The sequence below is a fragment of the Bordetella sp. 02P26C-1 genome, assembly GCF_009763255.1.
In the GTDB taxonomy this organism is placed as follows: Bacteria; Pseudomonadota; Gammaproteobacteria; order Burkholderiales; family Burkholderiaceae_B; genus Bordetella_A.
The window spans coordinates 166,104-189,354 of the sequence record NZ_WSJB01000004.1; the positions used below are offsets into that span (position 1 = coordinate 166,104).

Sequence of the window (23,251 nt, forward strand, 5' to 3'; positions counted from 1 at the left end):
GTGTACGCACGCAATCATTAAGGATTTGCGAATCATGTTGCGATGGCTCAAGGGCCGGGGTGCCGCCACGTCCGCGGTCGCACAGATGCGAGCCCGCATCGCGCCCGGGTTGTGGTACGAAGTTCTGCAGACTTACCCTTTTCTATGGGCATTGGAAACCGCCGAGCGTGACGCGCTGCTGGACCGCGCAGCGTGGCTGCTGGCCAGCAAGACCATGAACGGCGCGCGGGGTCTGACGCTGACCGACTTTATGCGCCTGTCCATCGCGGCGCAGGCCGCACTGCCGATTTTGCACCTGTCGCCCAGGCTCTACGAAGGCTGGGAAGAAATCATTATCTATCCCGAAGGATTTCGCATTCCGCGCGTGCAGCAGGACGAGGCCGGCGTGGTTCATGAATACGACGAGGATGCTGCCGGCGAGGCCTGGGATGGCGGCCCGGTCATTTTGTCGTGGGACGATATGCTGCCCCAGCACGGCGCTTTCAACGTGATCATTCATGAATTCGCGCACAAACTAGACCTCTCCTCCGGCTACGCCGACGGCATGCCGGACTTGAGCGCGCACGCCGATCTGTCACCACGCACATGGCGCCGCACGCTTTCTGACAGCCTGGATCAATTCACCGAGGCCTTGGAGGCCGTGGAAGCCGCCATACCGGCCGACGTGGACCCGGAGAGCGACGAAGCCGCGCCCTGGTACGACCAGTTGCCTCTGGACCCCTATGCGGCCACCGACGAGGCGGAGTTCTTCGCCGTCAGCTCGGAACACTTCTTTGTCGATCCCGAGCCGCTCGCCCATGCCCTGCCCGATTGGTACCAGCTACTGCGTGTGTATTACCGCCAAGACCCGTTAAACCGAACCTACCCCAGCAGCCACCTGGACGCAGCCACTCCATGAAAACGCTGCTTATCATCTGGCACTCCCGCACCGGCTATGCGAGACAGATGGCGCAGGCATTGGCGCGCGGTGCCGACCAGGTGGCACATGAACTCGAACTACAAGCGAAGTTGCGCGTGCGCCTGCAAGCCGCGCCCGACACCGATCCCGCCGACATACTGGCCGCAGACGGCTACCTATTCTGCGCCCCTGAAAACCTCGCCAGCCTGACCGGCGAGATGAAAGCCTGCCTGGACCGCTGCTACTACCCTGTCCTGGACCAAATCGCCGGCCGCCCCTACGCCGCCGCCATTAGTGCCGGCACGGATGGTGAAGGCGCGGCGCGCCAACTCACCCGCATCGCCACCGGCTGGCGCCTGCGCGCTGTCGCGGCCCCCTTGATCGAACGCAACGGCGCCCAAACCCCCGACGCCATCCTCGCGCCAAAAACCGTTCCCCCGCAGGCCCTGGCACGCTGCGAGGAACTCGGCGGCCTGCTTGCCGCGACGTTATTGACGAGCGAGACATAGCCCCCGCCAAGCAAGCACCGACGAAGCGGTGAATCGCATCACGCCCCCAGACGCCAAGCGGCCAAAAGCCACATTCACAGAGCCTCGCCCGTCCTCCACCGCGAGCCGGCTTGTCGGGGCGAGGGCTATCGGGGCGCCTCGGATCCGAACGAGGGAAACCGAAGGAGCGCAGCGACGAGGTTGACGAAGTGGTGCCGGGCGCGCAGGCGCCCGGCCGGATCCGTGAAGCCCCGATAGCCCTCGCCCCGGCAAGCCGGCGCCTAAAGAACCCCGGCCCCGACCGAACTGCCACACACACGCCCCCAAACAAAAAGAGCCCCGCGCATGACTCATACGCGGAGCTCCCTGCCACCGTCCAGAATCGCAACCGACTCCGGACAGCTTTCAACCCGACGCAGCCTTAGGCCACCGCCGCCGTCACGACAATCTCAACCTTGTAGTCAGGATTAGCCAAACGCGCTTCGATCGTAGCCCGAGGCGGCGCATTGCCGTCAGCCACCCATGCGTCCCACGCACGGTTCATCGCATCGAATTCCTTCATGTTCGCCACAAAAATCTGCGCCATCAGGATCTTGCTCTTATCCGTGCCAGCCTCGGCCAGCAGACGATCGATCGTAGCCAGAACCTGAGCCGTCTGCCCTTCCATATCCAGCGAAGCATCATCCGGCACCTGACCCGCCAGATAGGCCACACCGTTATACACCGCCATATCCGACAGACGCTTTTCCACATTGACGCGCTTAATGCTGCTCATCAAAAATCCCCAAAAATATCAAGAGAAAATAACCACCCCCGGCCCATCAAGCCGGCGGCAACTGAAACACCTGGCGCAGATACGCCAAATAAGCCGGATCATCGCACATGGTTTTTTCCGGCGCGTCAGAAACCTTAGCCACCGGTTGGCCATTACAGCGAACCATCTTCATCACAATCTGCAGCGGCTCGTGCCCGAGGTCGTTCGTCAAGTTCGTGCCAATGCCAAACGACACCTTGCAACGCCCGGCAAATTGCCGCGCCAGCTCGATCGCCTTAGGAAACGTCAGCGAATCCGAAAACACCAAAGTTTTGGCCCGCGGATCCGTGCGATTTTTGCGATAGTGCTCGAGCATACGCTCGCCCCATTCAAACGGATCGCCCGAATCATGGCGCGCGCCGTCAAAGAGCTTGCAGAAATACATATCGAAATCGCGCAGGAACGCATCCAGACCGTAGACATCCGATAGCGCAATCCCCAGATCGCCGCGATATTCCTTGGCCCAGACCTCCAACGCGAACACCTGCGAATCGCGCAGCCGAGGCCCCAGGGCCTGGCATGCCTGCAGATACTCATGCCCCATCGTGCCCAGCGGCAGCACATCATGCTTCATCGCCAGCAGCACATTGCTCGTGCCCGCGAAGTGCTTGCCCATCTGCGCTTTCATCGTGGTCACGACTTCCTCGTGCCACAACTTGGAGAAACGTCGGCGCGTGCCATATTCAGCCACGCGGAAATCGGCCAGCGCCGGGTCATCCAGCACCAATTGCATCTTGGACTGCAGGCGTTTGCGGCCCTCTTCCCAGTCCGGATTGCGGCGCGTATTACGGAAGTACACCTCGTTGACGATCGCCAGCACCGGGATCTCGAACAGAATCGTGTGCAGCCAAGGGCCTTTCACCGTGATGGAGATTTCACCCGGACCCTCGCCCTCGGTAATGGCAATACAGCGCTCGGGCAGGTGAAACAGCCCCAGAAAGTCAACAAAATCGCTCTTGATAAAGCGCAAGCCCCGCAGGTAATCCAGCTCCTCCTCGGTAAACCGCAGCTGGCACAGCGCGTGAATCTCGTCGCGGATCTCGTCCATATACGGCCGCAGATTCACATTCGGCGTGCGGCATTTATAGCGATATTCGACCTGCGCAGCGGGAAACTGATGCAAAACCACCTGCATCATGCTGAACTTGTACAGATCGGTGTCAAGCAAGGAAGTAATGATCATGATGGCGCGGACTCGGCGCGAGATGTTTTATTTACCTGATATTTTTTTCCACACCATAGCATAGCTGCCGCCAGGATCCCCCGGGCTGGCCGCTGTGCGGCACTACCGCACCCAGGGTTATCGCCACCCCGATCGGGGCAAGAGGGTAAAATCAAGGGAATTCATCACAGCTGTTGCCTGTCTGCGGAGTCCCCGAATGACCCACGTCGTCACCGAAAACTGTATCAAATGCAAGTACACCGACTGCGTCGACGTGTGCCCGGTAGACTGTTTTCGTGAAGGCCCGAATTTTCTCGTGATTGACCCCGACGAGTGCATCGATTGCGCCGTCTGTATTCCGGAGTGCCCCGCCAACGCCATCTATGCGGAGGAAGACGTGCCTCAGGATCAGGTCCAATTTATCGCGCTTAACGCGGAGTTGTCGCCGGAATTCGCGCCGATCAGCCGGGCCAAGAAACCGCTGCCGGACGCCGACGATTGGAACGGCAAGCCAAACAAGCTCGAGCTCCTGGAAAAATAAGGCCTGGCGCCCTCTCGGCCCCGGCCGCTGTCACCCTCTAGATGACCGAACTCAAGTACACACGCCAGACCGTCACCCACGTACACACATGGGTTCCGGATAAGCTGTTTTCCATCCACACCACGCGTGACCCGGCCTTTAAATTTCAGGCGGGGCAATTCGCGCGCGTGGGCTTGCCCGAGGGCGATGATCCGGCTGCCGAGCCCACCGTGTGGCGCGCCTATTCAATGGTTTCCGCCCCGGACGAAGATCGTCTGGAGTTCTATTCCATCGTGGTGCCCGAGGGTCAGTTCAGCCCCCGTCTGGCGCGTCTGCAGCCGGGCGATGCGATCTACGTCGACAAAACGGCGTTCGGATTTCTCACCATTGAACGGTTTCCGCAGGGCGGCGACTTGTGGTTGCTGGCGACTGGCACGGGGCTTTCAGCCTACCTGTCGATCCTGCGCGACCCGGGCACCTGGCGGGCTTTCCGGCGCATCGTGCTGGTGCATGGCGTGCGCTCGGTCAGCGAATTGGCCTACCGCGACGAGATCGAATCCTGGCGCGCGCATCCGGATTTCGCCGAGCATTTCCAGGCCGATCCGCGCAAACTGATTTACCTGCCCATCGCCACGCGCGAGGCCATTCCTGGCATGCCGCAGGCGCGCTTGACCACGCTGATTCAAAACGGCGAGCTCGAGCAGCTGGCAGGTATGAAGCTCGATCCCGAGCAATCCAAGATCATGCTCTGCGGCAACCCCGAAATGCTCAGTGAAGCGCGCAAGCTGCTGGGCGAACGTGGTTTTGCCCCGGGCCGGCGCGGCATTCCCGGTAATCTGGCCGTCGAAAATTATTGGTAGCACGGCGCCCGACCGTCGGATGTTGTAAATCAGGTACAGATATCGGACGGCTCCGGACAACAGGCCAGACAGATTCGCTATATCCTTACGCGAAATCGATATAACCGCAGCCGCGATTGAGGCCGTCAGGCCGTGGACTCACGACCTCCCCCCACTCTTTATTGAGCAGAAGGACACTCGCCAGATGCTGTACCAATTTCATGAAATGCAGCGAGCGTTCCTGACGCCGCTGGCCGCCTTTACCGAAGCCGGCGCGCAATGGTTTTCCAGCCCCTATAGTCCCTTGGCGTATACGCCGCTGTCGCGGCAACTGGCCGCCAGCTGCGAACTGATCCACCGACTGGGCAAGGAATACCAAAAGCCCGCCTGGAATCTGACCTCTACCGTGATCGACGGTCAGCCCGTGAAAGTGGCGGAGTCGGTGGCGCTGAATAAACCGTTTTGTCGCTTGCTGCATTTTGAACGCGACGCGCGCCGTGACGATCCGCGCGTGCTCGTGGTGGCGCCGCTGTCGGGCCATCATGCGACGCTGCTGCGCGATACCGTGCGCGCATTGCTGCCGAATCACGATGTCTATGTGACCGACTGGGTCGATGCACGCATGGTGCCGCTGTCAGCTGGGGCGTTTCATCTTAACGATTACGTGCACTATGTGCGCGATTTCATCCGCCATCTGGGCCCGGATCTGCATGTGATTTCGGTCTGTCAGCCCACCGTGCCGGTCTTGGCCGCGATTTCCCTCATGGCGAGCGCGAATGAGCCGAATCAGCCGCGCAGCATGGTGATGATGGGCGGGCCCATCGATCCTCGCGAGTCGCCCACGCAGGTCAACCGTCTGGCCACAACCAAGCCCTATTCGTGGTTCGAGAGCCAGTTGATCGACCGGGTGCCGGTGCGTTATCCGGGCGCGGGGCGCCGGGTTTATCCGGGCTTTTTGCAGCATGCTGGCTTCATGGCGATGAATCCGGACCGCCATCTGAAATCGCACTACGATTTTTACCTGGACTTGCTGCGCGGCGACGATGACGACGCGCAAGCGCATCGCCGTTTTTACGACGAATACAACGCGGTGCTGGATATGCCGGCGGAGTTTTACCTGGACACGATACGCGTTGTGTTTCAGGAGTTCCAATTACCCAAGGGAACGTGGAATATCGATGGCGAGCTTGTGAATCCAGCCGCCATACGCGGGCCCGCACTGCTCACCATCGAAGGCGAGCTGGATGATATTTCGGGCCAGGGGCAGACACGTGCCGCGCAGAATCTGTGCCGTAGCATCCCTGCCAAACGCAAGCAGCACTACACGGCAACTGGCTGTGGCCACTATGGCATTTTCGCGGGCCGCCGCTGGCGCGAGACGATCTGTCCTAAAATTGCGGCTTTCATCCGGCAAGCCTGACCGGCTGCCCTAGCCCGCGCGATCGTTTCGCTGGCGCCGGCGCATTCGCCCGCACCCCGTATGCTTGCCCGTGTCGGCTCACACCCGGCACGGATTGACTCGTTTTTCTCGCCATGTCCTGTCTTACTTTAGCCGACCGCATTGACGCCGTGCTGCCTCAGACGCAATGCACCAAATGCGGCTATGACGGCTGTATGCCATACGCCCGAGCCATCGCCGAAGGCGCAGCGCCCATCAATCGCTGCCCACCGGGCGGAGAAGAAGGCGTGGCGACCTTGGCAAGCCTGCTTGGCACCACGCCACTGCCGCTGGATCGCACCCGAGGCGAGCCGGGGCCGCTGACGGTCGCGCGTATCGACGAAGCACATTGCATCGGCTGTACGCTGTGTATCCGCGCCTGTCCGGTGGACGCCATCGTGGGCGCCAACAAGCGCATGCATACCGTGCTGACCGATTGGTGTACGGGATGCGATCTGTGCGTGGCGCCCTGCCCCGTGGACTGTATCGAGATGGTCCCGGCGCAGCGCGAATGGACCGACGCCGATGCGCATGCCAGCCGCGAACGCCATCGCGCCCATCAGGCCCGTATCGCCCGCGAGCGTGCCCAGAATGCCCGCCTGATGGAAGCCGATCCCGACGAAGAAACGGTCGTGCCTGCTCCCGCGCCCGCCATCGCCGCTGCCGACGATGAGGCGCGTAAACGCTCTGCTATCGAATCTGCTCTGGCGCGCGCCCGCGCACGCCGCACTGCTGTAAAGACCTCATGAATGCCGCCAAACGCCGGGCCATTTTCGAACGCCTGAAAGCCGCTAACCCAGCCCCCACGACCGAACTCGAATACGACACACCGTTCCAGCTTTTGATCGCCGTGTTGTTGTCGGCGCAGGCGACCGACAAGTCGGTCAATATCGCCACGCGCAAGTTTTTCCCGCAATACGGCACACCCGAAAAGCTGCTCGCATTGGGCGAAGAGGGTCTGGCCGAATACATCAAAACCATTGGCCTCTATCGCACCAAGGCCAAGAACGCGATTGCGACGTGCAAGCTGCTGCTGGAGCGCCACGGCGGCCAGGTACCGCAGACGCGCGAAGCCTTGGAAGCGCTACCGGGCGTGGGCCGCAAGACGGCGAACGTGGTGCTCAACACCGCTTTTGGCCAGCTGACCATGGCGGTCGACACGCATATTTTTCGCGTCTCTAACCGCACCGGCATCGCTCCCGGCAAGAACGTGCTCGAGGTGGAAAACAAGCTGGTGAAGTTCGTGCCCGCCGAATACATGAAGGACGCACATCATTGGCTGATCTTGCTGGGCCGTTATATCTGCGTGGCGCGCAAGCCGAAATGCCCGCAGTGCGGCATCTCCGATTTGTGCGAATACAAGGCTAAGACACCGGCTCAATAACCTATGAAAAACCCTCATGGCCTTTTGAACCCCAGGTAGCGCATACTCGACGCAAGCCTTAAAAAAGAAAACCTGGGGCGGAGACATGGATGACATAATCCTGGAGACAAAAGGCCTCACGAGGGAGTTTCTCGGCTTCGTTGCCGTCAACGGGGTAAACCTACGCGTCAAGCGTGGGCAGATTCATGCGCTCATCGGGCCCAATGGCGCGGGCAAGACGACTTGCTTTAATCTCCTCACCAAGTTCCTGCCGCCCACCAAGGGCCAGATCATTTTCAACGGCATCGATATCACGGCCGATCGTCCGGCGCAGGTCGCGCGGCGCGGCATTATTCGATCCTTTCAGATTTCCGCCGTTTTTCCGCATCTCACGGTGCTCGAGAACGTGCGCATCGGCCTGCAGCGCAAGACCGGGCTTTCCTACCATTTCTGGCGCAGCGACAAACGCCTGAACGCGTTAAACGACAGCGCCATCGCGTTGCTGGATCAAGTGGACCTGGCCGCCTTCGCCGATGAAACCACGGTCAACCTGCCCTATGGGCGCAAGCGCGCACTAGAGATTGCCACCACGCTGGCCATGGAGCCAGAGCTGATGTTGCTCGATGAACCGACCCAAGGCATGGGCCATGAAGACGTCGAGCGCGTGACACAGCTCATCAAACGCGTCAGCGCCGGCCGCACCATCTTAATGGTCGAGCACAACATGAACGTGGTGTCGTCCATCGCCGATACGATCACCGTGCTCGCCCGGGGCGCGGTGTTGGCCGAAGGGTCCTATGCCGAAGTTTCGCGTCACCCGGCGGTGATGCAAGCCTATATGGGCACCACCGAAGGCGAACTAGAAGGAGCGCACGCATGAATCACCCCGCGCTGGAGATCCACGATCTGCAAGCCTGGTACGGGGAATCGCATATTCTGCACGGCGTGAACATGCAGGTGACGCAGGGCGAAGTGGTGACGCTGCTGGGGCGCAATGGCGCCGGCCGCACGACCACGTTGCGTGCGATTCTCGGACTGACAGGCTCGCGACAAGGTTCGGTGCGCATCCATGGCACCGAAGCGATTCATCTGCCGACTTATAAAGTCGCGCATCTGGGCATTGGTTATTGTCCAGAAGAACGCGGCATCTTTGCCAGCCTGTCGTGCGAGGAAAACTTGTTATTGCCACCGCCGGTCGGCGCGTTGGGTGGCGGCATGTCGTTGACCGAAATCTACGACATGTTCCCCAATTTGCATGAACGGCGGCATTCACCGGGCACGCGTCTATCCGGAGGCGAACAACAGATGCTGGCGGTGGCGCGCATCCTGCGCACGGGCGCCAATCTGTTGCTATTGGATGAAATCTCCGAGGGCCTGGCACCGGTGATCGTGCAATCGCTGGCACGCATGATCCGCGCATTGAAGCAACGCGGCTACACCATCGTGATGGTCGAGCAGAATTTCCGTTTCGCCGCGCCGCTGGCTGACCGTTTCTACGTGATGGAACACGGTCAGATCGTCGAACATTTTGAAGCTAACCAACTGCAGGAAAAACAAGATACGTTAAACGAACTGTTGGGCGTATAAGCACCCCTCTCATCCGCCGCCACCGCGGCACCATAAAAGAGAAGTGAAGGAGTCGTCCCATGAAGCTGCATCACATCACTGCTATGCTGGCCCTCGCGGGCTTGGGATTCAGCGGGCTACCCGCCCAGGCTGAAGGATTCTCCGGCGATGTTATCCGCATCGGTATCATCACTGACATGTCCGGCGTCTATTCCGATATTGACGGTCCGGGCGGCGTCGAAGCCGTGCGCATGGCGATTGCGGACGCAGGCGGCGAAATCAACGGGAAAAAAATCGAGCTGTTGACGGCAGACCATCAGAACAAGGCCGATATTGCCTCGGCGCGTGCACGCGAATGGTTCGATCAAGAAGGCGTCGATATGCTGTTGGGCGGCACCAACTCGGCCACCAACCTCGCCATGGCTGCCGTTGCCGCGGAGAAGAAGCGCCCCTTCATTTCGATCGGCGCGGGCGCCTCGGATTTGACGAATTCGCAGTGCTCGCCTTACACCGTGCACTATGCCTACGATACGGTCGCGCTCGCGCGCGGCACGGGCTCGGCCGTGGTGAAAGACGGCGGTAAGAGCTGGTTCTTTTTAACCGCGGATTATGCATTTGGCCATGCGCTCGAACGCGATACAGCGGCCGTGGTCAAGGCCAATGGTGGCGAAGTCAAAGGCGTCGTGCGCGCACCGCTATCGACTTCGGATTTCTCTTCCTTCCTACTCCAGGCACAAGCATCGGGCGCACAAATCCTGGGCCTGGCCAATGCGGGCGGCGACACCATCAATTCGATCAAGGCCGCTAATGAGTTCGGCGTGACGCAGACCATGAAAATGGCGGGACTGCTGATTTTCATCACAGACATTCATTCGCTAGGTTTGGATGCGACCAAGAACATGTACCTGACCGACAGCTGGTACTGGGATCAATCGGATGCCGCGCGCGACTGGTCCAAGAAGTTCGAAGAGAAACGCAAGACCAAGCCATCCAGTATCCAGGCAGCTGACTACTCCGCTACCGCGTTTTATCTGAAAGGCGTCAAAGAAAGCGGCACGGACGACCCCGACACGTTAATGAAATGGATGAAGTCGAACAAGATCAACGACTTCTACACCACCGGTGGATACGTACGCGAAGATGGCCGCATGGTGCACGACATGTATCTCGTGCAGGTCAAGACGCCGCAAGAGTCCAAGGGACCGTGGGACTATTACAAAATCGTCGCTACGTTGCCGGGTGACGACGTGTACACCAAACCCTCCGAATCGACCTGCAAGCTCATCAGCCAGAAGTAATCCGCTGAGCTCGGCGTCCCCGCCTGCTGGCCGGGACGCCGAGGTCTTGCACGCATCCTATCGAACGCGCAGGGTTCACGCTACATGACTGAACTATTCGGCATACCACTGCCCGCACTATTGGGGCAGTTACTCTTGGGCCTGGTCAATGGCTCGTTCTACGCGATTCTGTCATTAGGGCTGGCCGTCATTTTCGGCCTGCTCAATGTCATCAATTTTGCCCACGGCTCGCTGTATATGTTGGGGGCGTTTTTGGCGTGGATGGGCTTGAGCTATTTAGGCTTGAACTACTGGGTCATGCTTGTCCTCGCACCCATTGTGGTCGGCCTGTTTGGCATCGTGATCGAAAAGCTGTTGCTCAAGCATCTTTATAAGCTTGATCACCTTTATGGATTGCTGCTGACCTTTGGATTGACGTTGCTGCTGGAGGGTTTGTTTCGCAGCTTTTATGGCGTGTCGGGACAACCTTATCCGACGCCGGAGGCGTTGCGCGGGGCAACGAATCTGGGGTTCATGATTCTGCCAAACTATCGAGCCTGGGTCGTCGTGGCGTCCATCACGGTCTGTCTTGTGACTTGGTTCGTCATCGAACGCACGCGTCTGGGTGCGCTTTTGCGCGCAGGCACCGAGAATCCCAAACTCGTCGAGGCGTTTGGCGTGAACGTGCCGCGCATGGTGACGCTGACGTATGGCTTTGGCGTGGCGTTGGCGGGCTTTGCCGGCGTGCTAGCTGCACCCGTCTTGCAGATCTCGCCCTTGATGGGCTCGAACCTCATCATCGTGGTGTTTGCCGTGGTCGTGATTGGCGGTATGGGGTCTATTCTGGGCGCGATCGTCACGGGCCTGGGCCTGGGTGTCATCGAAGGTCTGACCAAGGTGTTCTGGCCCGAGGCTTCGAGCACGGTCGTCTTCATCATCATGGCCATCGTGCTGTTGCTGCGGCCTGCCGGACTCTTTGGGAAAGAGAAATGAATCGCCAACTCATCGGTTATCTGGCGGCAGCCATCGTCGTGGCGCTCTTACCCTATATGGGCGTCTATCCCATCTTTGCGATGAAGGTGATGTGCTATGCGTTGTTCGCGTGCGCCTTCAATCTGCTGTTGGGGTACACGGGGTTGTTGTCGTTCGGGCATGCGGCATTCCTCGGCGGCGCTGCCTATGCGGCTGGGCACGCGATCAAGGTATGGGGGTTCCCCACCGAGCTCGGTTTGATCTATGGCACTGCGGTCGCCGCGATGCTGGGGCTGGTCATGGGATTGCTGGCTATACGTCGCAGTGGCATTTACTTTGCGATGATCACGCTGGCGCTCGCGCAGATGGTGTTCTTCTATTTTCTGCAGGCGCCCTTCACAGGCGGAGAGGATGGACTGCAGCGCGTGCCGCGCGGCACCTTGTTCGGCATTATCGATCTGCGCGACGATCTGAATCTCTACTATCTGGTGATGGGCATTTTCGCGTTGGGTTACTTCGTGATCTGGCGCACCGTGCATTCGCCGTTCGGTCAGGTGCTGCAAGCGTTACGTGAGAACGAACCGCGTGCCTTATCGTTAGGGTATGACGTAGATCGATTCAAGCTGCTGGCGTTCGTGCTGTCGGCCGCGATCGCGGGGCTGGCCGGTGCGACGAAAATGCTGGTCTTCGTATCGGCGACGCTGTCGGATGCTACGTGGCAGATGTCCGGTCTGGTTATCTTGATGACATTGATCGGCGGCCTGGGGACATTGACTGGACCGATTATCGGCGCCTTTATCGTGGTGCTGCTTGAAAACAAGGTCGGTGACTTCGGCAGGTTCATGGCGCGCGTCACGGATAACGATTGGTTCCTGCGGTTGGGCGAATCCGTCACCATCGTAATCGGCTTGATCTTCATCCTCTGCGTGTTGGCATTCCGGCGTGGCATCGTCGGCGAGATTCAAGCATTGATGAGCCGCCGCCGCGCCAAAGCATCATGACGCTTACAAGCTGTATAAGACAGCGCCGGCGAGCTACGTAAAATGGAATGCCCATCTATCCGTAGAGGAGCTTCCCATGCGTCCGGCCTCCCCGGTTCTATCCTTCATCGCCGCTGTTGGCGCAGCCACTGCCCTGCTATTTAGCACCGCCGCATCCGCCGCGCCATCGTGCGAGGTCGATCGGCCGGTGCGCTTTAGTGGACTCAATTGGGAATCAAATCTCGTCCTGGCCGGCATCGAGCGATTCATCGTCGAGCACGGCTATGGCTGCAAAACCGCGGTAGAGATAGGCGAAACGCTGGCCATGCTGGCCGCGCTGCAACGTGGCGATGTGGACATCACGCCGGAGGTCTGGCCTGGACAGATCGAAGTCGCCTGGGATAAGGCGATCAAGAGCGGCAGAGTCCAGGGCGTTGGCCACGTCTTTGATGCGGGCGAAGGATGGTATATCCCACGCTATACGCAAGAGCGTCATCCGGAATTAAAAAGCGCCGCTGACTTGGCCAGGTTCTCCGAGCTGTTTACCGACCCGGAAGAACCGTCCAAAGGACGCATCTACGGCTGTCCGGCCGGTTGGTCATGCGACATCCTCAATACCAATCTGTTCAAAGCGTTAAAGCTCGAAGAAAAGTACACCATGTTCGCTCCCGGTTCGGGCGCGGCGCAAAAGGCAGCTATCGTATCGGCGTATAAGCGCAAGCGCGACATTGTTTTCTATTACTGGACGCCGACCGCGCTCGTAGGCTCGTTGGATCTGGTCAAGCTGGAATTACCGCCCTTTGATGCCGCGGCCTATACCTGCTTGACGGATCCGAACTGTGCCGACCCGGTAGCGACCGAGTTCAAATCGAACCGTGCCGTCACGGGCATGAACACCGATTTCGCGCGCGCAGCTCCCCAACTCACCGAATTTTTCACCAAGCTCACCGTGCCTGGCCCTGTCATCGACGACACGCTGGGCTGGCTGGAGACCGAGCAGGCAGAGCCTGAAGAAGCCGCCTTGTATTTCCTGCGCAAGTATCCGGAAGTCTGGAAAAAGTGGGTGCCCGAAGATGTCGCCACACGCGTGCAAGCTAAACTTTGACGCGTGACCTGATTTTCAATAAAGGAAGTACGACATGGACGCGATCTACTGGCACGATGGCCAATGGATGACCGAGAATCCCAAACTGCTGGGCCCGGCCGATCACGCATTCTGGATGGCGAGCATGGTATTTGACGGTGCGCGCGCGTTTGACGGATTGACGCCCGATCTGGATCTGCACTGCCAACGGGTAGTGCGCTCGGCGCAGAAGATGTTGATGAAGCCGCAACTCAGCTGGGAAGCTATCCGCGACTTGAGCTTGGAGGCCGTGGCGAAGTTTCCAGCGGGCGAGGCACTTTATATCAAACCGATGTTCTTCTGTGCGGATGGGTTCTTGTTGCCGGACGCGGACAAGACACAATTCGTTCTGCATGTGTTCAAGGTGCCCATGCCCGGCGAGCAAGGGTTCTCAGCCTGCTTTTCCAGTTTCGCCCGAGCATGGTCGAACATGGCGCCGACGGATGCCAAGGCGTCGTGCCTCTATCCCAATGGGCAACGCGCTATTCGCGAGGCGGTGGAAAAGGGATTCGACAACGCGATCATGTTCGACGGCGATGGCAACATCGCTGAATTCGCCACATCGAATCTCTGGATCGCTAAAGATGGCATCGTAGCAACGCCAGTCGATAACGGCACGTTCTTGAACGGCATTACCCGTCAGCGCGTTCTCGCTTTACTGCGTGCAGATGGCGTACAAGTTGAAGAACGCACCATCACTCGCGCGGATGTGGAGCAGGCGGATGAAGTCTTCTCTACTGGCAATTATGGCAAGGTTGTCCATGTGAATCGCGTGGAGGATCGTGCGCTGGAGTATGGGCCGTTTGCTCGGCGGGCGCACCGGTTGTATATGGAGTTCGCTCGGCGCGGCAACTAGGCTATGAGCGGGCGTAGGCGTTGTGTACTTGCGCTGACGTTGATTGGTGCGGTATTGAGTGCATAGCGCTGGCTTCGGCTCCGGTGGTTCGGGCGTTCTCGATTCGGGCGTAGATTGGGTTCTTTAGGCGCGGGAGCCGGGCAGAAAAGGGGCACCGGCCCTGTCGCAGCGGCTCGGCCCATGATCAGGGGCCTCGGTCCCCTTCGGGGACTTCCCGCCGCTCAACGGGCCGGTGCCCCTTTTCTGCCCGGCTCCCGCTTGCGTTAGCGTCAAGAGGACGAGTCCAAACGCCGTGATCGCCTGCGTTTCTCCGGGAATGACATGTACGTTCTGAAGTGCGTAGCGTGCGCATGCGCGCAGCGCGCTAACCGTGGCCTGGCCTCAGCGTGAGTCCGTGGGCGATGCCGGCCCGTAGAGCGACGGGAAGTCCCCGAAGGAGACCGAGGCCCCTGATCATGGGCCGAGCCGTTGCGACAGGGCCGGCATCGCCCACGCACACCGCCCCCGGACGCCAAAAGAACCCAACCCTAAGCCAGCAAGAAGCTCTAAACGCACACCCCCAGCAACAGCCCACCACCTACCCAAAAGCCAAACCTAAACGACAAACCCACGCACATCGAAAGCCCATCACCCCGCAGCCCCCTTCCCAAACCCCAGATAGCTCTCGATCACCCGGGGATTCCCCGCCAGCTCCCGCGCTGGCCCATGCAGCACCACCTCGCCCGTCTCCAGCACATACCCATAATCCGCCACCTGCAGCGCCGCCCGCGCGTTCTGCTCTACCAGCAGTATCGCCACACCCGTCTCCCGCAACCGAGAAATGATGTGGAAAATTTCGCGCACGATACGCGGCGCCAGGCCCAGACTAGGCTCATCCAGCATCAACACTCGAGGCTTTGCCATCAAGGCACGCCCCACGGCCAGCATCTGGCGCTCGCCCCCCGACAAAGTGCCAGCCTCCTGCCGCCGCCGCTCCCGCAAACGCGGAAACAAGGTAAACACCTCGTCCAACGTATCGCGCCATCCGCTCTCACGCGCCCGATAACGACGGAATCCGCCTAACAACAGGTTGTCTTCCACGGACATGCTGCCAAACAGCTCACGGCGCTCCGGGACCAACGACATCCCCGCCGCCACGCGTCGCTCAACCAGCCAATTCGATACATCCTGTCCCGCGTAGTGCACCGCACCCGCTGCATGGCCGGTGGTCGGTAACGCTCCCATCATGGCGTTGAGCAGCGTCGATTTACCCGCGCCATTCGCGCCAATAACCGTGACAATGCTGCCCGGCGCCACGGTCAGACTCGCGTTATTCAACGCGTTCACTTTGCCATATCGTGCGGTCAGCCCACGTACGTCGAGCACGACCTTCTGGTTCGGTGCTTGTGCTTGCGTCATGCTGCGCTCCCGGTAGTCGCTTCGGCGCGCTCAGGCTCGGGCAGGTCATCGTCGATACCCCCCAAGTAAGCCTCCAACACCGCAGGATTCTTCTGCACATCGGCCGGCACGCCTTCGGCCAGCTTCGTGCCAAAGTCCATGACCACCAGATGATTGGTTAACCGCATGACGAAGTCCATATCGTGCTCTACCAACAAAATGCTCATGCCTTCCTCACGCAGCTGCTCGAGCACCTGAGCCAGTTCCTGCTTTTCTTTGTAGCGCAAGCCAGCCGCCGGCTCGTCCAGCAACAGCAAGGTCGGATCACTGGCCAACGCGCGGGCGATTTCCAGAATACGCTGCTGGCCAAGCGCCAGATTGCCCGCTTGCTCGTAGAGGTAATCACCCAAGCCCACCCGCTGCAGTTGCGTGGCGGCCTCGTGCAGCAGTCTGGCCTCTTGAGCACGGTCGCTATGCAAGGCGCCCGACACCACACCAACATGGGCACGCATATGCGCACCGAGCGCAACGTTTTCCAGCACGGACATACCGGGCAGCAGTTGCACGTGCTGGAACGTACGACCTACACCCAGGCGGGCAATTTCACGCGCGCTGCGCCCGGAGATGTTTTCACCGAAGAAACACACGCGCCCGCGCGTCAGTGGCAACACGCCACTGATCAGGTTAAAGGTGGTGCTCTTACCCGCGCCATTGGGGCCGATCAAGCCAACAATCTCGCCGGCACGCACATCGAAAGAAATATCGTTGACCGCCACCAGCCCGCCGAACTCTTTGCGGATCTCCTGGACCTCGAGCACGAGATCACCCCGCCTCGGCCGTTCGCGCTGCGGCAATGGCTGCGCCGCAGGCGGAGGAGCGAGCTGACGGCGCTGACCCGCGCCACCCGTCACACGCGCCCAAGCCGACGCCAGAATCGGCCATAGCCCATGCCCGGCATATTGCAACATGACAATCATCAAGACACCGAAAACGATAAGCTCGAAGTTCGCATTGGTGTCCAACAATTTCGGCAACAGATTCTGCAGCTGATCCTTCAATCCCAGAATCACCGCTGATCCAACTACCGCACCCCACACATGCCCAGCACCGCCCACCACGGCCATGAACAAATACTCAATACCGTAGTTCAACCCAAACGGACTGGGGCTGACAGCGCGCTGCATATGCGCGTAAATCCATCCCGACAAGCAGGCCAATAGCGCCGCCCATACAAAGATCACGATCTTGTACGAAGCGGTATCCACGCCCATCGACTCGGCCATGCCCGCGCCGCTCTTCAATGCGCGGATCGCCCGGCCCGGACGCGAGCTCAACAAATTGCTGGTCGCCCACAAGGACAACAACAGCAGCACCCAGATCAGGTAGTAGATATGCCGTCCGCTCGCAAGCGAAAAGCCGAACACATTGATCGGCTGCAGCCCCGCGATGCCATCATGCTTGCCGAGCCAGTCCAGATTGCCGAACAGATAAAACAGCGACAGGCCCCATGCGATCGTGCCCAGCGGCAGATAATGGCCCGACAGCCTTAGGGTGATCAGCCCCAGTAAATACGCCACGCCCGCGGTCAACAACAACCCCGCGATCAATGCCAGCCAAGGCGACGCATCATAGTGACTCGTCAACACCGCCGTCGTGTAAGCACCCAGGCCCACGAATGCCGCCTGGCCGAACGAGGTCAGGCCACCTACCCCGGTCAGCAAGACCAGCCCCAACGCCACCATCGCGGCCAGGCCGATGTAGTTCAGTTGGGTGATCCAGAATTCAGGCGTGGACGGCAGCGCCGGCAACACGGCCAGCACGACGATAAAAACAAACAAAGGAATACGGTTGCTCATGACGCTTACTCCTCGTCATCCGAAGCGTGGCTGCCGAACGACCGCCACACGAGCACCGGAATGATCAACGTGAACACTATGACTTCCTTATAGGCGCTCGCCCAGAACGAGGCAAAGGCCTCCAGCACGCCCACCAGTATCGCGCCGGCCGCGGCCACCGGATAACTCGCCAGCCCGCCGATGATCGCGCCGACAAAGCCTTTCAGGCCAATCAAGAAGCCCGTGTCGTAATACACCGTCGTAATCGGCGCGATAAGCATGCCGGACATGGCGCCAATGGCCACCGCCAATGTGAACGTCAGGCTCCCCGACATCGTGGTGCTGATGCCCACCAGCCTTGCGCCGCGGCGATTCACCGCCGTTGCGCGCAGGGCACGGCCATACAGCGTCTTGCCGAAAAACACCCACAGCGCCACGATTAGCAGTGCACATGTGCCCACCACGAACAGGCTTTGCGCCGACCACGTCGCCGGGCCAAGATCAAACTGACCGCTCACGAACGCCGGCGTGCGCCAGCCTTCCGCGCCAAAAAACACCAGCGCCAGTCCCAGCAACGCAAAATGCAACGCCACCGAGACGATGAGCAATACCAATACCGTGGCCTCGGCCAGCGGTTGATAAACAATGCGATAGACCATCGGCCCCATCGGGATAATGAGCACCAAAGTCAGCAGCATGTTCAGCCAGAGCGAGGTATCCGGCGCGGCATAGGCGGTAGCCAGCCACAGCAGCGCGAGCGGCACCGCGACGCAGGTGAGCAGCACCTTGGGCATGGCTGACCAGCTGCCAGTGCGCAGCGCCCGCACGATCTCCATTACCAACACCACCGCGCCCATCAGGGGCAGCAGATAAGCGGTTCCCGGCACGCGCCCGTTGACAAGCATCGCCAATGTCAACGCCCCAAATGCGACGAACTCGCCCTGAGGAATGAAAATGACCCGGGTGACGGTGAACACCAGCACCAGCGCCATTCCCAACAGTGCATAGATGGCGCCGTTGACGATGCCATCCTGCAGCAGGATGAGGGCAATAGAAAAATCCATGAAACCGCCTTAAGAGTTGCTAACGAGCGCCCCAGATTGACATGACCCAAGCCGCCCAATGCGGATCCTATGCCTGCCTGAAGCGGAAATTCCATTCGCGGGCGGCAGCGTTGTAACGTTATCGGCCCGCGCGGAATTATCGCGGATAAGACACACCGGCCAAAAGGCCGGTGCGAAAGAAATCGCCGATACGCTTGCCCCCGTATCGGCGATCGATCCATTAAAGGTCCGGCTGGTACACCCACTTGCCATTATCGACCTTTACCATCACGCGGGAACGATCATCAAAACCGGCATGATCCGTCGGGCTCATATTGAATACGCCCTGCGATGCCGGCAGGTTCTTGATGTTCTCCAACGCATCGCGCAGCGCGGCGCGGAATTCCGGCGTGCCGGGCTTGGCGCCGCTCTTGAGCGCTTCGGGCACGGCGGCCACGATCAGTTGACCGGCATCCCACATGTGCCCGCCAAACGTATTGGTGGTGCCCGCGCCGTACTTACCCTCATAGGCTTGGGTATAGGCCAACGCGGATTTCTTGACCGGGTTGCTATCGGGCAGCTGAGCCGCTACCAGCAGCGGTCCGGCTGGCAACAGCATGCCGTTGCAATCGGCGCCGCAAACACGCAGCACATCATTATTGGCCGCGCCATGGGTCTGATAGATCGTGCCCTTATAGTTGCGCGCGCGCAGTTCTTTTTGCGGCAGCGCCGAAGGCGTGCCGGCGCCCGCGATCAGGATGGCATCCGGTTTGGCGCCAACCAACTTGAGGACCTGACCGGTGACGCTGGTGTCCGTGCGGCCGTATTTCTCGATCGCGCTGATCTCGATGCCCTTGCTCTTGACCGCATCTTGCATCACGGCCAGCCAGCCATCGCCGTACGCGTCGGCAAAGCCGATAAAGCCCAGTTTCTTGACGCCAGCCTTGGCCATGGCGTCGGCCAGCGCGCTCGCCATCAAGGCATCGTTTTGCGGAGTCTTGAAGACCCAGCGGCGCTTGTCGTCCACCGGTTCGACAATCTTGGAACTGGCGGCCACACTGATCATCGGCACCTTGGCCTCGCTCGCCACATCGACCATGGCCAGCGAACCCGGGGTGATGGAAGTGCCCACCAGCACATCGACCTTGTCGTCAGACACCAGCTTGCGCGAGTTCTTCACGGCCTGAGTGGTGTCGGTGGCATCGTCCAGCACGATCCATTCGATTTTTTGACCGGCCACCTCAGTCGGCAACAAGGCGACGGTGTTGCGCTCGGGGATACCCAAGGACGCGGCCGGCCCGGTGCTCGCCACCGTGACACCCACCTTGACCTGCGCGCTCGCCATCAAGGGCAGGCTCAGCGCAAGCGCGCCAGCCAACGCGGACAAGCCGAAATTTTTGCGACTCATATTGTTGTCTCCTGTGAGCTCTTTGTTGTTGGACCCTGACGGACGCGAGCTCAATTAAAGTTATACAAAAAAAACGATACCTGGCCTTGAAATGTATCAAATGCCGGTACTATCCACCCCCCGTGACTTCCCTAATCGACTTCACCGCCAAACAATACCCGGATTGCGCAATCCGGAGCGGTAAAATCAAACGCATTCAACAATAACGAATTTTTCACCGCGTGCGGAGACCCGTCATTAAGGGGATTCCCGCAGAACCGGCCACACGCGCTCGACCCGCCACGCCGCCCAGCTCGCGACTGCCACTTTGACCAGATCGCCCGGAATAAAGACCAGCATCGCCATCGCCGCTTTCGCAATAGGCATTTGCGTGACAGCCGCGAGCCACGGCACCCCGATCAGGTACACCATGCCTATGCCGCCCGCCACGCAGGCGACGGCATATCCGGCCAAGGGCCGCGCGCCTTGCATCGGAAAACGCACCAAGGTCCGCGCCATCCAGCCGGTCACGAAGGCGCCCAACGCCATTCCGATCAGGAAACCGCCCGTGGGGCCGAAAAACACTCCCAACCCGCCCCGGCCGCCGGGCAGCACGGGCAGGCCAATAGCGGCAAGCGCGAGATAAAGCAGGCATGCCAGGCCGCCTCTGACCGGACCGAGCATGGCGCCAGTCAGCATGACGCCCAGGCTCTGCAACGTAACAGGGACCGGAATCGCCGGCAATGGAATCGGCGGGGCCAGACTCAACACCACGATCAACGCGGCAAAAAGGGCAATCAATACAGTGTCTTTAGTTTTCATATTGGGTTCCTAAACTATCGTCGTAGGGATATTTCGGCGCTTGCTTCTAAAGGAGCGGAAATCGCGATACAGCCACCATGTGCCGTAAGCCCTGCTCTTGGAAGCGCCATATTGAGCTGAGCCACGCGAAACTTTTCTCCCATTACTGTCCGCCGCGCGCGTCAATGGCCTGGGCGACTTGCTCGGCGCGCTTTAGCGTTCTGACAACCAGCGGCACCAATAAGGCCAACGGATGCTTGGCCAGCCCCCGCGCCGCCTGCGCTTCACGAATTTCCTGATACTGCCGCCAAATCTCGGGCACAAAGCGCAAGGTCAACGCGAGCGCGAGTGCCACTTTACCGGCATTGACCCAGCCTAGCCGCTCCAGAGGCGTCAGCGCGCGTTCGCAGGCCGCGACCAGATCCGCACTGCGCGTGGAAAGCGTCACCGCCATCGCCAGTGCCACCAGCACCCCGATGCGCAATAACACCACGGCAGCGTGCATCCACCCCTGAAATACCGCCGAAAAAAAACCGATAGCCGCCAGTACCCACACCAGCCCGCGCACCTGCCGCCACCATGACGCGGCGCTCACGCCAGTCAACACCACCAGCGCCGCCGCGAACGCCATCGCTCCTGCCAGAATCCAAAGATTTTGTACAAAGAAGAGCGCGATCCCCGCCGCCACCAGCGCCGCGAGTTTTGCTCCCGCCGGCATCCGGTGCAGCCAGCGGTCTCCTTGTATATAGAGCGGATCGAGCATCATGCGCAGTGCTCGCAATACCAACGCAAAGCCGGACCCGGCGTATCGTCGGCCGCCACCTGGCCGTCCACGACCACCAGCACCCGGTCAAAATCGCGCAACAGGTCCAGATCGTGCGTCACCACCACCGCCTGCTGCGCCAGCCCCTCAATCGCGCGCGCGACGCGGTTGCGATTGCGCAGATCCAGCTGAGTGGTGGGCTCGTCAAACACCACCAAGGACGGTTGCATCACCAGGACAGAGGCCATGGCCACCAGCTGACATTCGCCCCCGGACAAGGAGTGACTGGCGCGGTCCGCGAGATGCCCTACCCCCATCGCGTCCAGGCACGCTTGAATGCGTCGCGCGGATTCATCGGCCGGCAGGCGTTGCGGCTTCAGCCCGAACGCCATGTCCTCCCGCACGATAGGGAATACGATCTGATTTTCAGGATTCTGAAAAACGAATCCCACCTGCCGGCGGATCGCCTTCAGATCCTGGCGCGTATCCAGGCCGTCCAGGCGCACCCGCCCCTCGGTCGGCAGCACCAGCCCATTCAGCAGTTTGGCCATCGTGCTCTTGCCGGCACCGTTGGGGCCGACAATGCCGATACGATGCTCGCCCAAGCTGGCGCTCACGCCTCGCAGGGCCTGGGCGTGCGGCGTGGCGACAACGACGCGTTCAAAGTCGATTAACATGGGACGAAATTATGCCCGATGCACGGGCAGACCTCTTTCACCGATTTAGGCTCACGACCGGATATGGAAAAAGTTCGCAAAACTGACGAGGAATGGCGCGCGCAGCTGTCCCCCGAGGAATACGTGGTCGCCCGCCAGAAAGGCACCGAACGCGCCTTTACGGGCCGCTATTGGAATACCACCGCGACCGGCATTTACCGATGCGTCGGCTGCGGCACGCCCTTGTTCGCCTCGGACACCAAATTCGACGCGGGTTGCGGCTGGCCCAGCTATTTCGAACCCATCGATCCCGAACGCGTGCGCGAAGAACGCGACACCTCCCATGGCATGATCCGCACCGAGGTGCTTTGCAATATTTGCGACGCGCACCTCGGCCACGTCTTCCCCGACGGCCCGGAGCCCACGGGTCTGCGCTACTGCATTAACTCGCTGTCGCTGAAATTCGAACCGCTCGAAGACGAATGAAGAAATTCCTGTTTGACCTGTTCCCGCTGATTCTTTTCTTCATTGCGTACCGCTATGCGGATATCTATACGGCGACCGCGGTAGCCATCGCAGCATCGGTCGGCCAATTCATCTGGCTGCGCGCCACCGGCAAACGCATCGAGATGACGCACTGGATCAATCTGTCCGTGATCGTGATCTTCGGTGGCGCGACGCTGTGGCTGCACAGCGATGTCTTCATCAAATGGAAGCCCACGGTCCTCTACTGGCTCTTTGGCGGTGCCCTGCTGGGCGCGCGCTATGTGTTCGGGCGCAACCTCATGCGCAAATTACTAGGGGGACAGTTGGAACTTTCCGCCCCCTTATGGGACAAACTCAACTTGAGCTGGTCCTTGTTCTTCGTGGCTGCAGGCGCCGTCAATCTGTATGTGGCGTTTTCCGGCCATTTCACCGAATCGCAATGGGTCAACTTCAAAGTCTTTGGCCTGATGGGTTTGCTGCTGGTGTTTGTCATTGCACAGTCGTTATGGCTGGGCAAGCACATGCAGCATGTCGAACAGTCCGGCGCCGGCGAACGAGATCCACGCCGGCTTGATAAAGATTGATTTTCTTGTTTTAACGTTGTTGC

Annotated in this window: 25 protein-coding genes; 16 read left to right on the forward strand and 9 right to left on the reverse strand. The window is 60.1% G+C overall.

Annotated features, from left to right (window positions below; genetic code table 11):
- The first annotated feature begins 34 nt into the window (after nt 1-34).
- Complete coding sequence (locus GOQ28_RS03120) at nt 35-898, forward strand: zinc-dependent peptidase (protein ID WP_160355390.1); 864 nt, start codon at nt 35-37, stop codon at nt 896-898.
- Nucleotides 895-1,407, forward strand: a complete 513-nt coding sequence (locus tag GOQ28_RS03125) for a flavodoxin family protein (protein WP_160350382.1) — start codon at nt 895-897, stop codon at nt 1,405-1,407. Before GOQ28_RS03120 ends, GOQ28_RS03125 begins: the two co-directional genes overlap by 4 nt.
- A 400-nt stretch (nt 1,408-1,807) precedes the next feature.
- Here GOQ28_RS03125 and GOQ28_RS03130 read toward each other — a convergent pair whose 3' ends face one another.
- Together GOQ28_RS03130 and pncB are read right to left on the reverse strand one after the other, a co-directional pair.
- Complete coding sequence (locus GOQ28_RS03130; protein WP_160350383.1) at nt 1,808-2,161, reverse strand: RidA family protein; 354 nt, start codon at nt 2,159-2,161, stop codon at nt 1,808-1,810.
- 46 nt (nt 2,162-2,207) lie between these two features.
- Nucleotides 2,208-3,383: a nicotinate phosphoribosyltransferase gene (pncB, locus tag GOQ28_RS03135; RefSeq protein ID WP_160350384.1), complete on the reverse strand. Its 1,176-nt coding sequence runs from the start codon at nt 3,381-3,383 to the stop codon at nt 2,208-2,210.
- 196 nt (nt 3,384-3,579) lie between these two features.
- On the opposite strand from pncB, the gene fdxA reads away from it, so the two are divergent.
- From fdxA to GOQ28_RS03195, 12 genes are all read left to right on the forward strand, one after another.
- Nucleotides 3,580-3,903, forward strand: coding sequence for a ferredoxin FdxA (gene fdxA, locus GOQ28_RS03140; protein WP_160350385.1), 324 nt, complete (start codon nt 3,580-3,582; stop codon nt 3,901-3,903).
- A 41-nt stretch (nt 3,904-3,944) separates the two neighbouring features.
- Nucleotides 3,945-4,742, forward strand: a complete 798-nt coding sequence (locus GOQ28_RS03145; protein ID WP_160355391.1) for a ferredoxin--NADP reductase — start codon at nt 3,945-3,947, stop codon at nt 4,740-4,742.
- A gap of 184 nt (nt 4,743-4,926) precedes the next feature.
- The gene (locus tag GOQ28_RS03150; RefSeq protein ID WP_160355392.1) at nt 4,927-6,141 is read left to right on the forward strand and encodes a polyhydroxyalkanoate depolymerase; all 1,215 of its coding nucleotides are present in this window, start codon (nt 4,927-4,929) and stop codon (nt 6,139-6,141) included.
- A 113-nt stretch (nt 6,142-6,254) separates the two neighbouring features.
- Nucleotides 6,255-6,908, forward strand: a complete 654-nt coding sequence (rsxB, locus tag GOQ28_RS03155; RefSeq protein ID WP_160355393.1) for an electron transport complex subunit RsxB — start codon at nt 6,255-6,257, stop codon at nt 6,906-6,908.
- Nucleotides 6,905-7,543 (forward strand): endonuclease III, encoded by a 639-nt coding sequence (gene nth, locus GOQ28_RS03160; protein WP_160355394.1) that lies wholly within the window; start codon nt 6,905-6,907, stop codon nt 7,541-7,543. The genes rsxB and nth overlap by 4 nt, the downstream gene beginning before the upstream one ends.
- Before the next feature lie 85 nt (nt 7,544-7,628).
- Nucleotides 7,629-8,402, forward strand: coding sequence for an ABC transporter ATP-binding protein (locus GOQ28_RS03165; RefSeq protein ID WP_160355395.1), 774 nt, complete (start codon nt 7,629-7,631; stop codon nt 8,400-8,402).
- The gene (locus tag GOQ28_RS03170) at nt 8,399-9,109 is read left to right on the forward strand and encodes an ABC transporter ATP-binding protein (RefSeq protein WP_160355396.1); all 711 of its coding nucleotides are present in this window, start codon (nt 8,399-8,401) and stop codon (nt 9,107-9,109) included. Before GOQ28_RS03165 ends, GOQ28_RS03170 begins: the two co-directional genes overlap by 4 nt.
- 59 nt (nt 9,110-9,168) lie before the next feature.
- Nucleotides 9,169-10,386 (forward strand): ABC transporter substrate-binding protein, encoded by a 1,218-nt coding sequence (locus GOQ28_RS03175; RefSeq protein WP_160355397.1) that lies wholly within the window; start codon nt 9,169-9,171, stop codon nt 10,384-10,386.
- A gap of 84 nt (nt 10,387-10,470) precedes the next feature.
- A complete protein-coding gene (locus tag GOQ28_RS03180) occupies nt 10,471-11,358 on the forward strand; it encodes a branched-chain amino acid ABC transporter permease (RefSeq protein WP_160355398.1) in 888 nt (295 codons plus the stop codon).
- Nucleotides 11,355-12,338, forward strand: coding sequence for a branched-chain amino acid ABC transporter permease (locus GOQ28_RS03185; protein ID WP_160350394.1), 984 nt, complete (start codon nt 11,355-11,357; stop codon nt 12,336-12,338). The genes GOQ28_RS03180 and GOQ28_RS03185 overlap by 4 nt, the downstream gene beginning before the upstream one ends.
- A 76-nt stretch (nt 12,339-12,414) precedes the next feature.
- Nucleotides 12,415-13,422 carry an ABC transporter substrate-binding protein gene (locus tag GOQ28_RS03190; RefSeq protein WP_160355399.1) on the forward strand — a complete coding sequence of 336 codons (1,008 nt, stop codon included), beginning with the start codon at nt 12,415-12,417 and terminating at the stop codon, nt 13,420-13,422.
- Nucleotides 13,423-13,456: 34 nt separating this feature from the next.
- A complete protein-coding gene (locus GOQ28_RS03195; protein WP_160350396.1) occupies nt 13,457-14,296 on the forward strand; it encodes a branched-chain amino acid aminotransferase in 840 nt (279 codons plus the stop codon).
- Between the two features lie 627 nt (nt 14,297-14,923).
- Here GOQ28_RS03195 and GOQ28_RS03200 read toward each other — a convergent pair.
- From GOQ28_RS03200 to GOQ28_RS03230, 7 genes are all read right to left on the reverse strand, one after another.
- Nucleotides 14,924-15,694 carry an ABC transporter ATP-binding protein gene (locus GOQ28_RS03200; RefSeq protein ID WP_160350932.1) on the reverse strand — a complete coding sequence of 257 codons (771 nt, stop codon included), beginning with the start codon at nt 15,692-15,694 and terminating at the stop codon, nt 14,924-14,926.
- A complete protein-coding gene (locus tag GOQ28_RS03205; RefSeq protein WP_160355400.1) occupies nt 15,691-17,529 on the reverse strand; it encodes a branched-chain amino acid ABC transporter ATP-binding protein/permease in 1,839 nt (612 codons plus the stop codon). Before GOQ28_RS03205 ends, GOQ28_RS03200 begins: the two co-directional genes overlap by 4 nt.
- A gap of 5 nt (nt 17,530-17,534) precedes the next feature.
- Complete coding sequence (locus GOQ28_RS03210; RefSeq protein WP_160355401.1) at nt 17,535-18,572, reverse strand: branched-chain amino acid ABC transporter permease; 1,038 nt, start codon at nt 18,570-18,572, stop codon at nt 17,535-17,537.
- A gap of 220 nt (nt 18,573-18,792) precedes the next feature.
- Complete coding sequence (locus tag GOQ28_RS03215; protein ID WP_160355402.1) at nt 18,793-19,959, reverse strand: ABC transporter substrate-binding protein; 1,167 nt, start codon at nt 19,957-19,959, stop codon at nt 18,793-18,795.
- Nucleotides 19,960-20,196: 237 nt separating this feature from the next.
- Entirely contained in the window at nt 20,197-20,760 is a 564-nt protein-coding gene (locus GOQ28_RS03220; protein ID WP_160355403.1) for a biotin transporter BioY, read from the reverse strand.
- A gap of 142 nt (nt 20,761-20,902) precedes the next feature.
- On the reverse strand, nt 20,903-21,502 hold the full coding sequence (locus GOQ28_RS03225) for an energy-coupling factor transporter transmembrane component T family protein (RefSeq protein WP_160355416.1): 600 nt from the start codon (nt 21,500-21,502) through the stop codon (nt 20,903-20,905).
- Nucleotides 21,502-22,179, reverse strand: a complete 678-nt coding sequence (locus tag GOQ28_RS03230) for an energy-coupling factor ABC transporter ATP-binding protein (RefSeq protein WP_160355404.1) — start codon at nt 22,177-22,179, stop codon at nt 21,502-21,504. The genes GOQ28_RS03225 and GOQ28_RS03230 overlap by 1 nt, the downstream gene beginning before the upstream one ends.
- A 63-nt stretch (nt 22,180-22,242) precedes the next feature.
- On the opposite strand from GOQ28_RS03230, the gene msrB reads away from it, so the two are divergent.
- Together msrB and GOQ28_RS03240 are read left to right on the forward strand one after the other, a co-directional pair.
- The gene (gene msrB, locus GOQ28_RS03235) at nt 22,243-22,644 is read left to right on the forward strand and encodes a peptide-methionine (R)-S-oxide reductase MsrB (RefSeq protein ID WP_160350926.1); all 402 of its coding nucleotides are present in this window, start codon (nt 22,243-22,245) and stop codon (nt 22,642-22,644) included.
- Complete coding sequence (locus GOQ28_RS03240) at nt 22,641-23,228, forward strand: septation protein A (RefSeq protein ID WP_160350925.1); 588 nt, start codon at nt 22,641-22,643, stop codon at nt 23,226-23,228. The genes msrB and GOQ28_RS03240 overlap by 4 nt, the downstream gene beginning before the upstream one ends.
- Nucleotides 23,229-23,251 lie beyond the last annotated feature (23 nt).

Bases quoted from the DNA above. Each gene is read 5' to 3' on its own strand.
- GOQ28_RS03120 (WP_160355390.1), top strand. From the start codon at position 35: ATGTTGCGATGGCTCAAGGGCCGGGGTGCCGCCACGTCCGCGGTCGCA.
- GOQ28_RS03125 (WP_160350382.1), top strand. From the start codon at position 895: ATGAAAACGCTGCTTATCATCTGGCACTCCCGCACCGGCTATGCGAGA.
- GOQ28_RS03130 (WP_160350383.1), bottom strand. From the start codon at position 2,161: ATGAGCAGCATTAAGCGCGTCAATGTGGAAAAGCGTCTGTCGGATATG.
- pncB (WP_160350384.1), bottom strand. From the start codon at position 3,383: ATGATCATTACTTCCTTGCTTGACACCGATCTGTACAAGTTCAGCATG.
- fdxA (WP_160350385.1), top strand. From the start codon at position 3,580: ATGACCCACGTCGTCACCGAAAACTGTATCAAATGCAAGTACACCGAC.
- GOQ28_RS03145 (WP_160355391.1), top strand. From the start codon at position 3,945: ATGACCGAACTCAAGTACACACGCCAGACCGTCACCCACGTACACACA.
- GOQ28_RS03150 (WP_160355392.1), top strand. From the start codon at position 4,927: ATGCTGTACCAATTTCATGAAATGCAGCGAGCGTTCCTGACGCCGCTG.
- rsxB (WP_160355393.1), top strand. From the start codon at position 6,255: ATGTCCTGTCTTACTTTAGCCGACCGCATTGACGCCGTGCTGCCTCAG.
- nth (WP_160355394.1), top strand. From the start codon at position 6,905: ATGAATGCCGCCAAACGCCGGGCCATTTTCGAACGCCTGAAAGCCGCT.
- GOQ28_RS03165 (WP_160355395.1), top strand. From the start codon at position 7,629: ATGGATGACATAATCCTGGAGACAAAAGGCCTCACGAGGGAGTTTCTC.
- GOQ28_RS03170 (WP_160355396.1), top strand. From the start codon at position 8,399: ATGAATCACCCCGCGCTGGAGATCCACGATCTGCAAGCCTGGTACGGG.
- GOQ28_RS03175 (WP_160355397.1), top strand. From the start codon at position 9,169: ATGAAGCTGCATCACATCACTGCTATGCTGGCCCTCGCGGGCTTGGGA.
- GOQ28_RS03180 (WP_160355398.1), top strand. From the start codon at position 10,471: ATGACTGAACTATTCGGCATACCACTGCCCGCACTATTGGGGCAGTTA.
- GOQ28_RS03185 (WP_160350394.1), top strand. From the start codon at position 11,355: ATGAATCGCCAACTCATCGGTTATCTGGCGGCAGCCATCGTCGTGGCG.
- GOQ28_RS03190 (WP_160355399.1), top strand. From the start codon at position 12,415: ATGCGTCCGGCCTCCCCGGTTCTATCCTTCATCGCCGCTGTTGGCGCA.
- GOQ28_RS03195 (WP_160350396.1), top strand. From the start codon at position 13,457: ATGGACGCGATCTACTGGCACGATGGCCAATGGATGACCGAGAATCCC.
- GOQ28_RS03200 (WP_160350932.1), bottom strand. From the start codon at position 15,694: ATGACGCAAGCACAAGCACCGAACCAGAAGGTCGTGCTCGACGTACGT.
- GOQ28_RS03205 (WP_160355400.1), bottom strand. From the start codon at position 17,529: ATGAGCAACCGTATTCCTTTGTTTGTTTTTATCGTCGTGCTGGCCGTG.
- GOQ28_RS03210 (WP_160355401.1), bottom strand. From the start codon at position 18,572: ATGGATTTTTCTATTGCCCTCATCCTGCTGCAGGATGGCATCGTCAAC.
- GOQ28_RS03215 (WP_160355402.1), bottom strand. From the start codon at position 19,959: ATGAGTCGCAAAAATTTCGGCTTGTCCGCGTTGGCTGGCGCGCTTGCG.
- GOQ28_RS03220 (WP_160355403.1), bottom strand. From the start codon at position 20,760: ATGAAAACTAAAGACACTGTATTGATTGCCCTTTTTGCCGCGTTGATC.
- GOQ28_RS03225 (WP_160355416.1), bottom strand. From the start codon at position 21,502: ATGCTCGATCCGCTCTATATACAAGGAGACCGCTGGCTGCACCGGATG.
- GOQ28_RS03230 (WP_160355404.1), bottom strand. From the start codon at position 22,179: ATGTTAATCGACTTTGAACGCGTCGTTGTCGCCACGCCGCACGCCCAG.
- msrB (WP_160350926.1), top strand. From the start codon at position 22,243: ATGGAAAAAGTTCGCAAAACTGACGAGGAATGGCGCGCGCAGCTGTCC.
- GOQ28_RS03240 (WP_160350925.1), top strand. From the start codon at position 22,641: ATGAAGAAATTCCTGTTTGACCTGTTCCCGCTGATTCTTTTCTTCATT.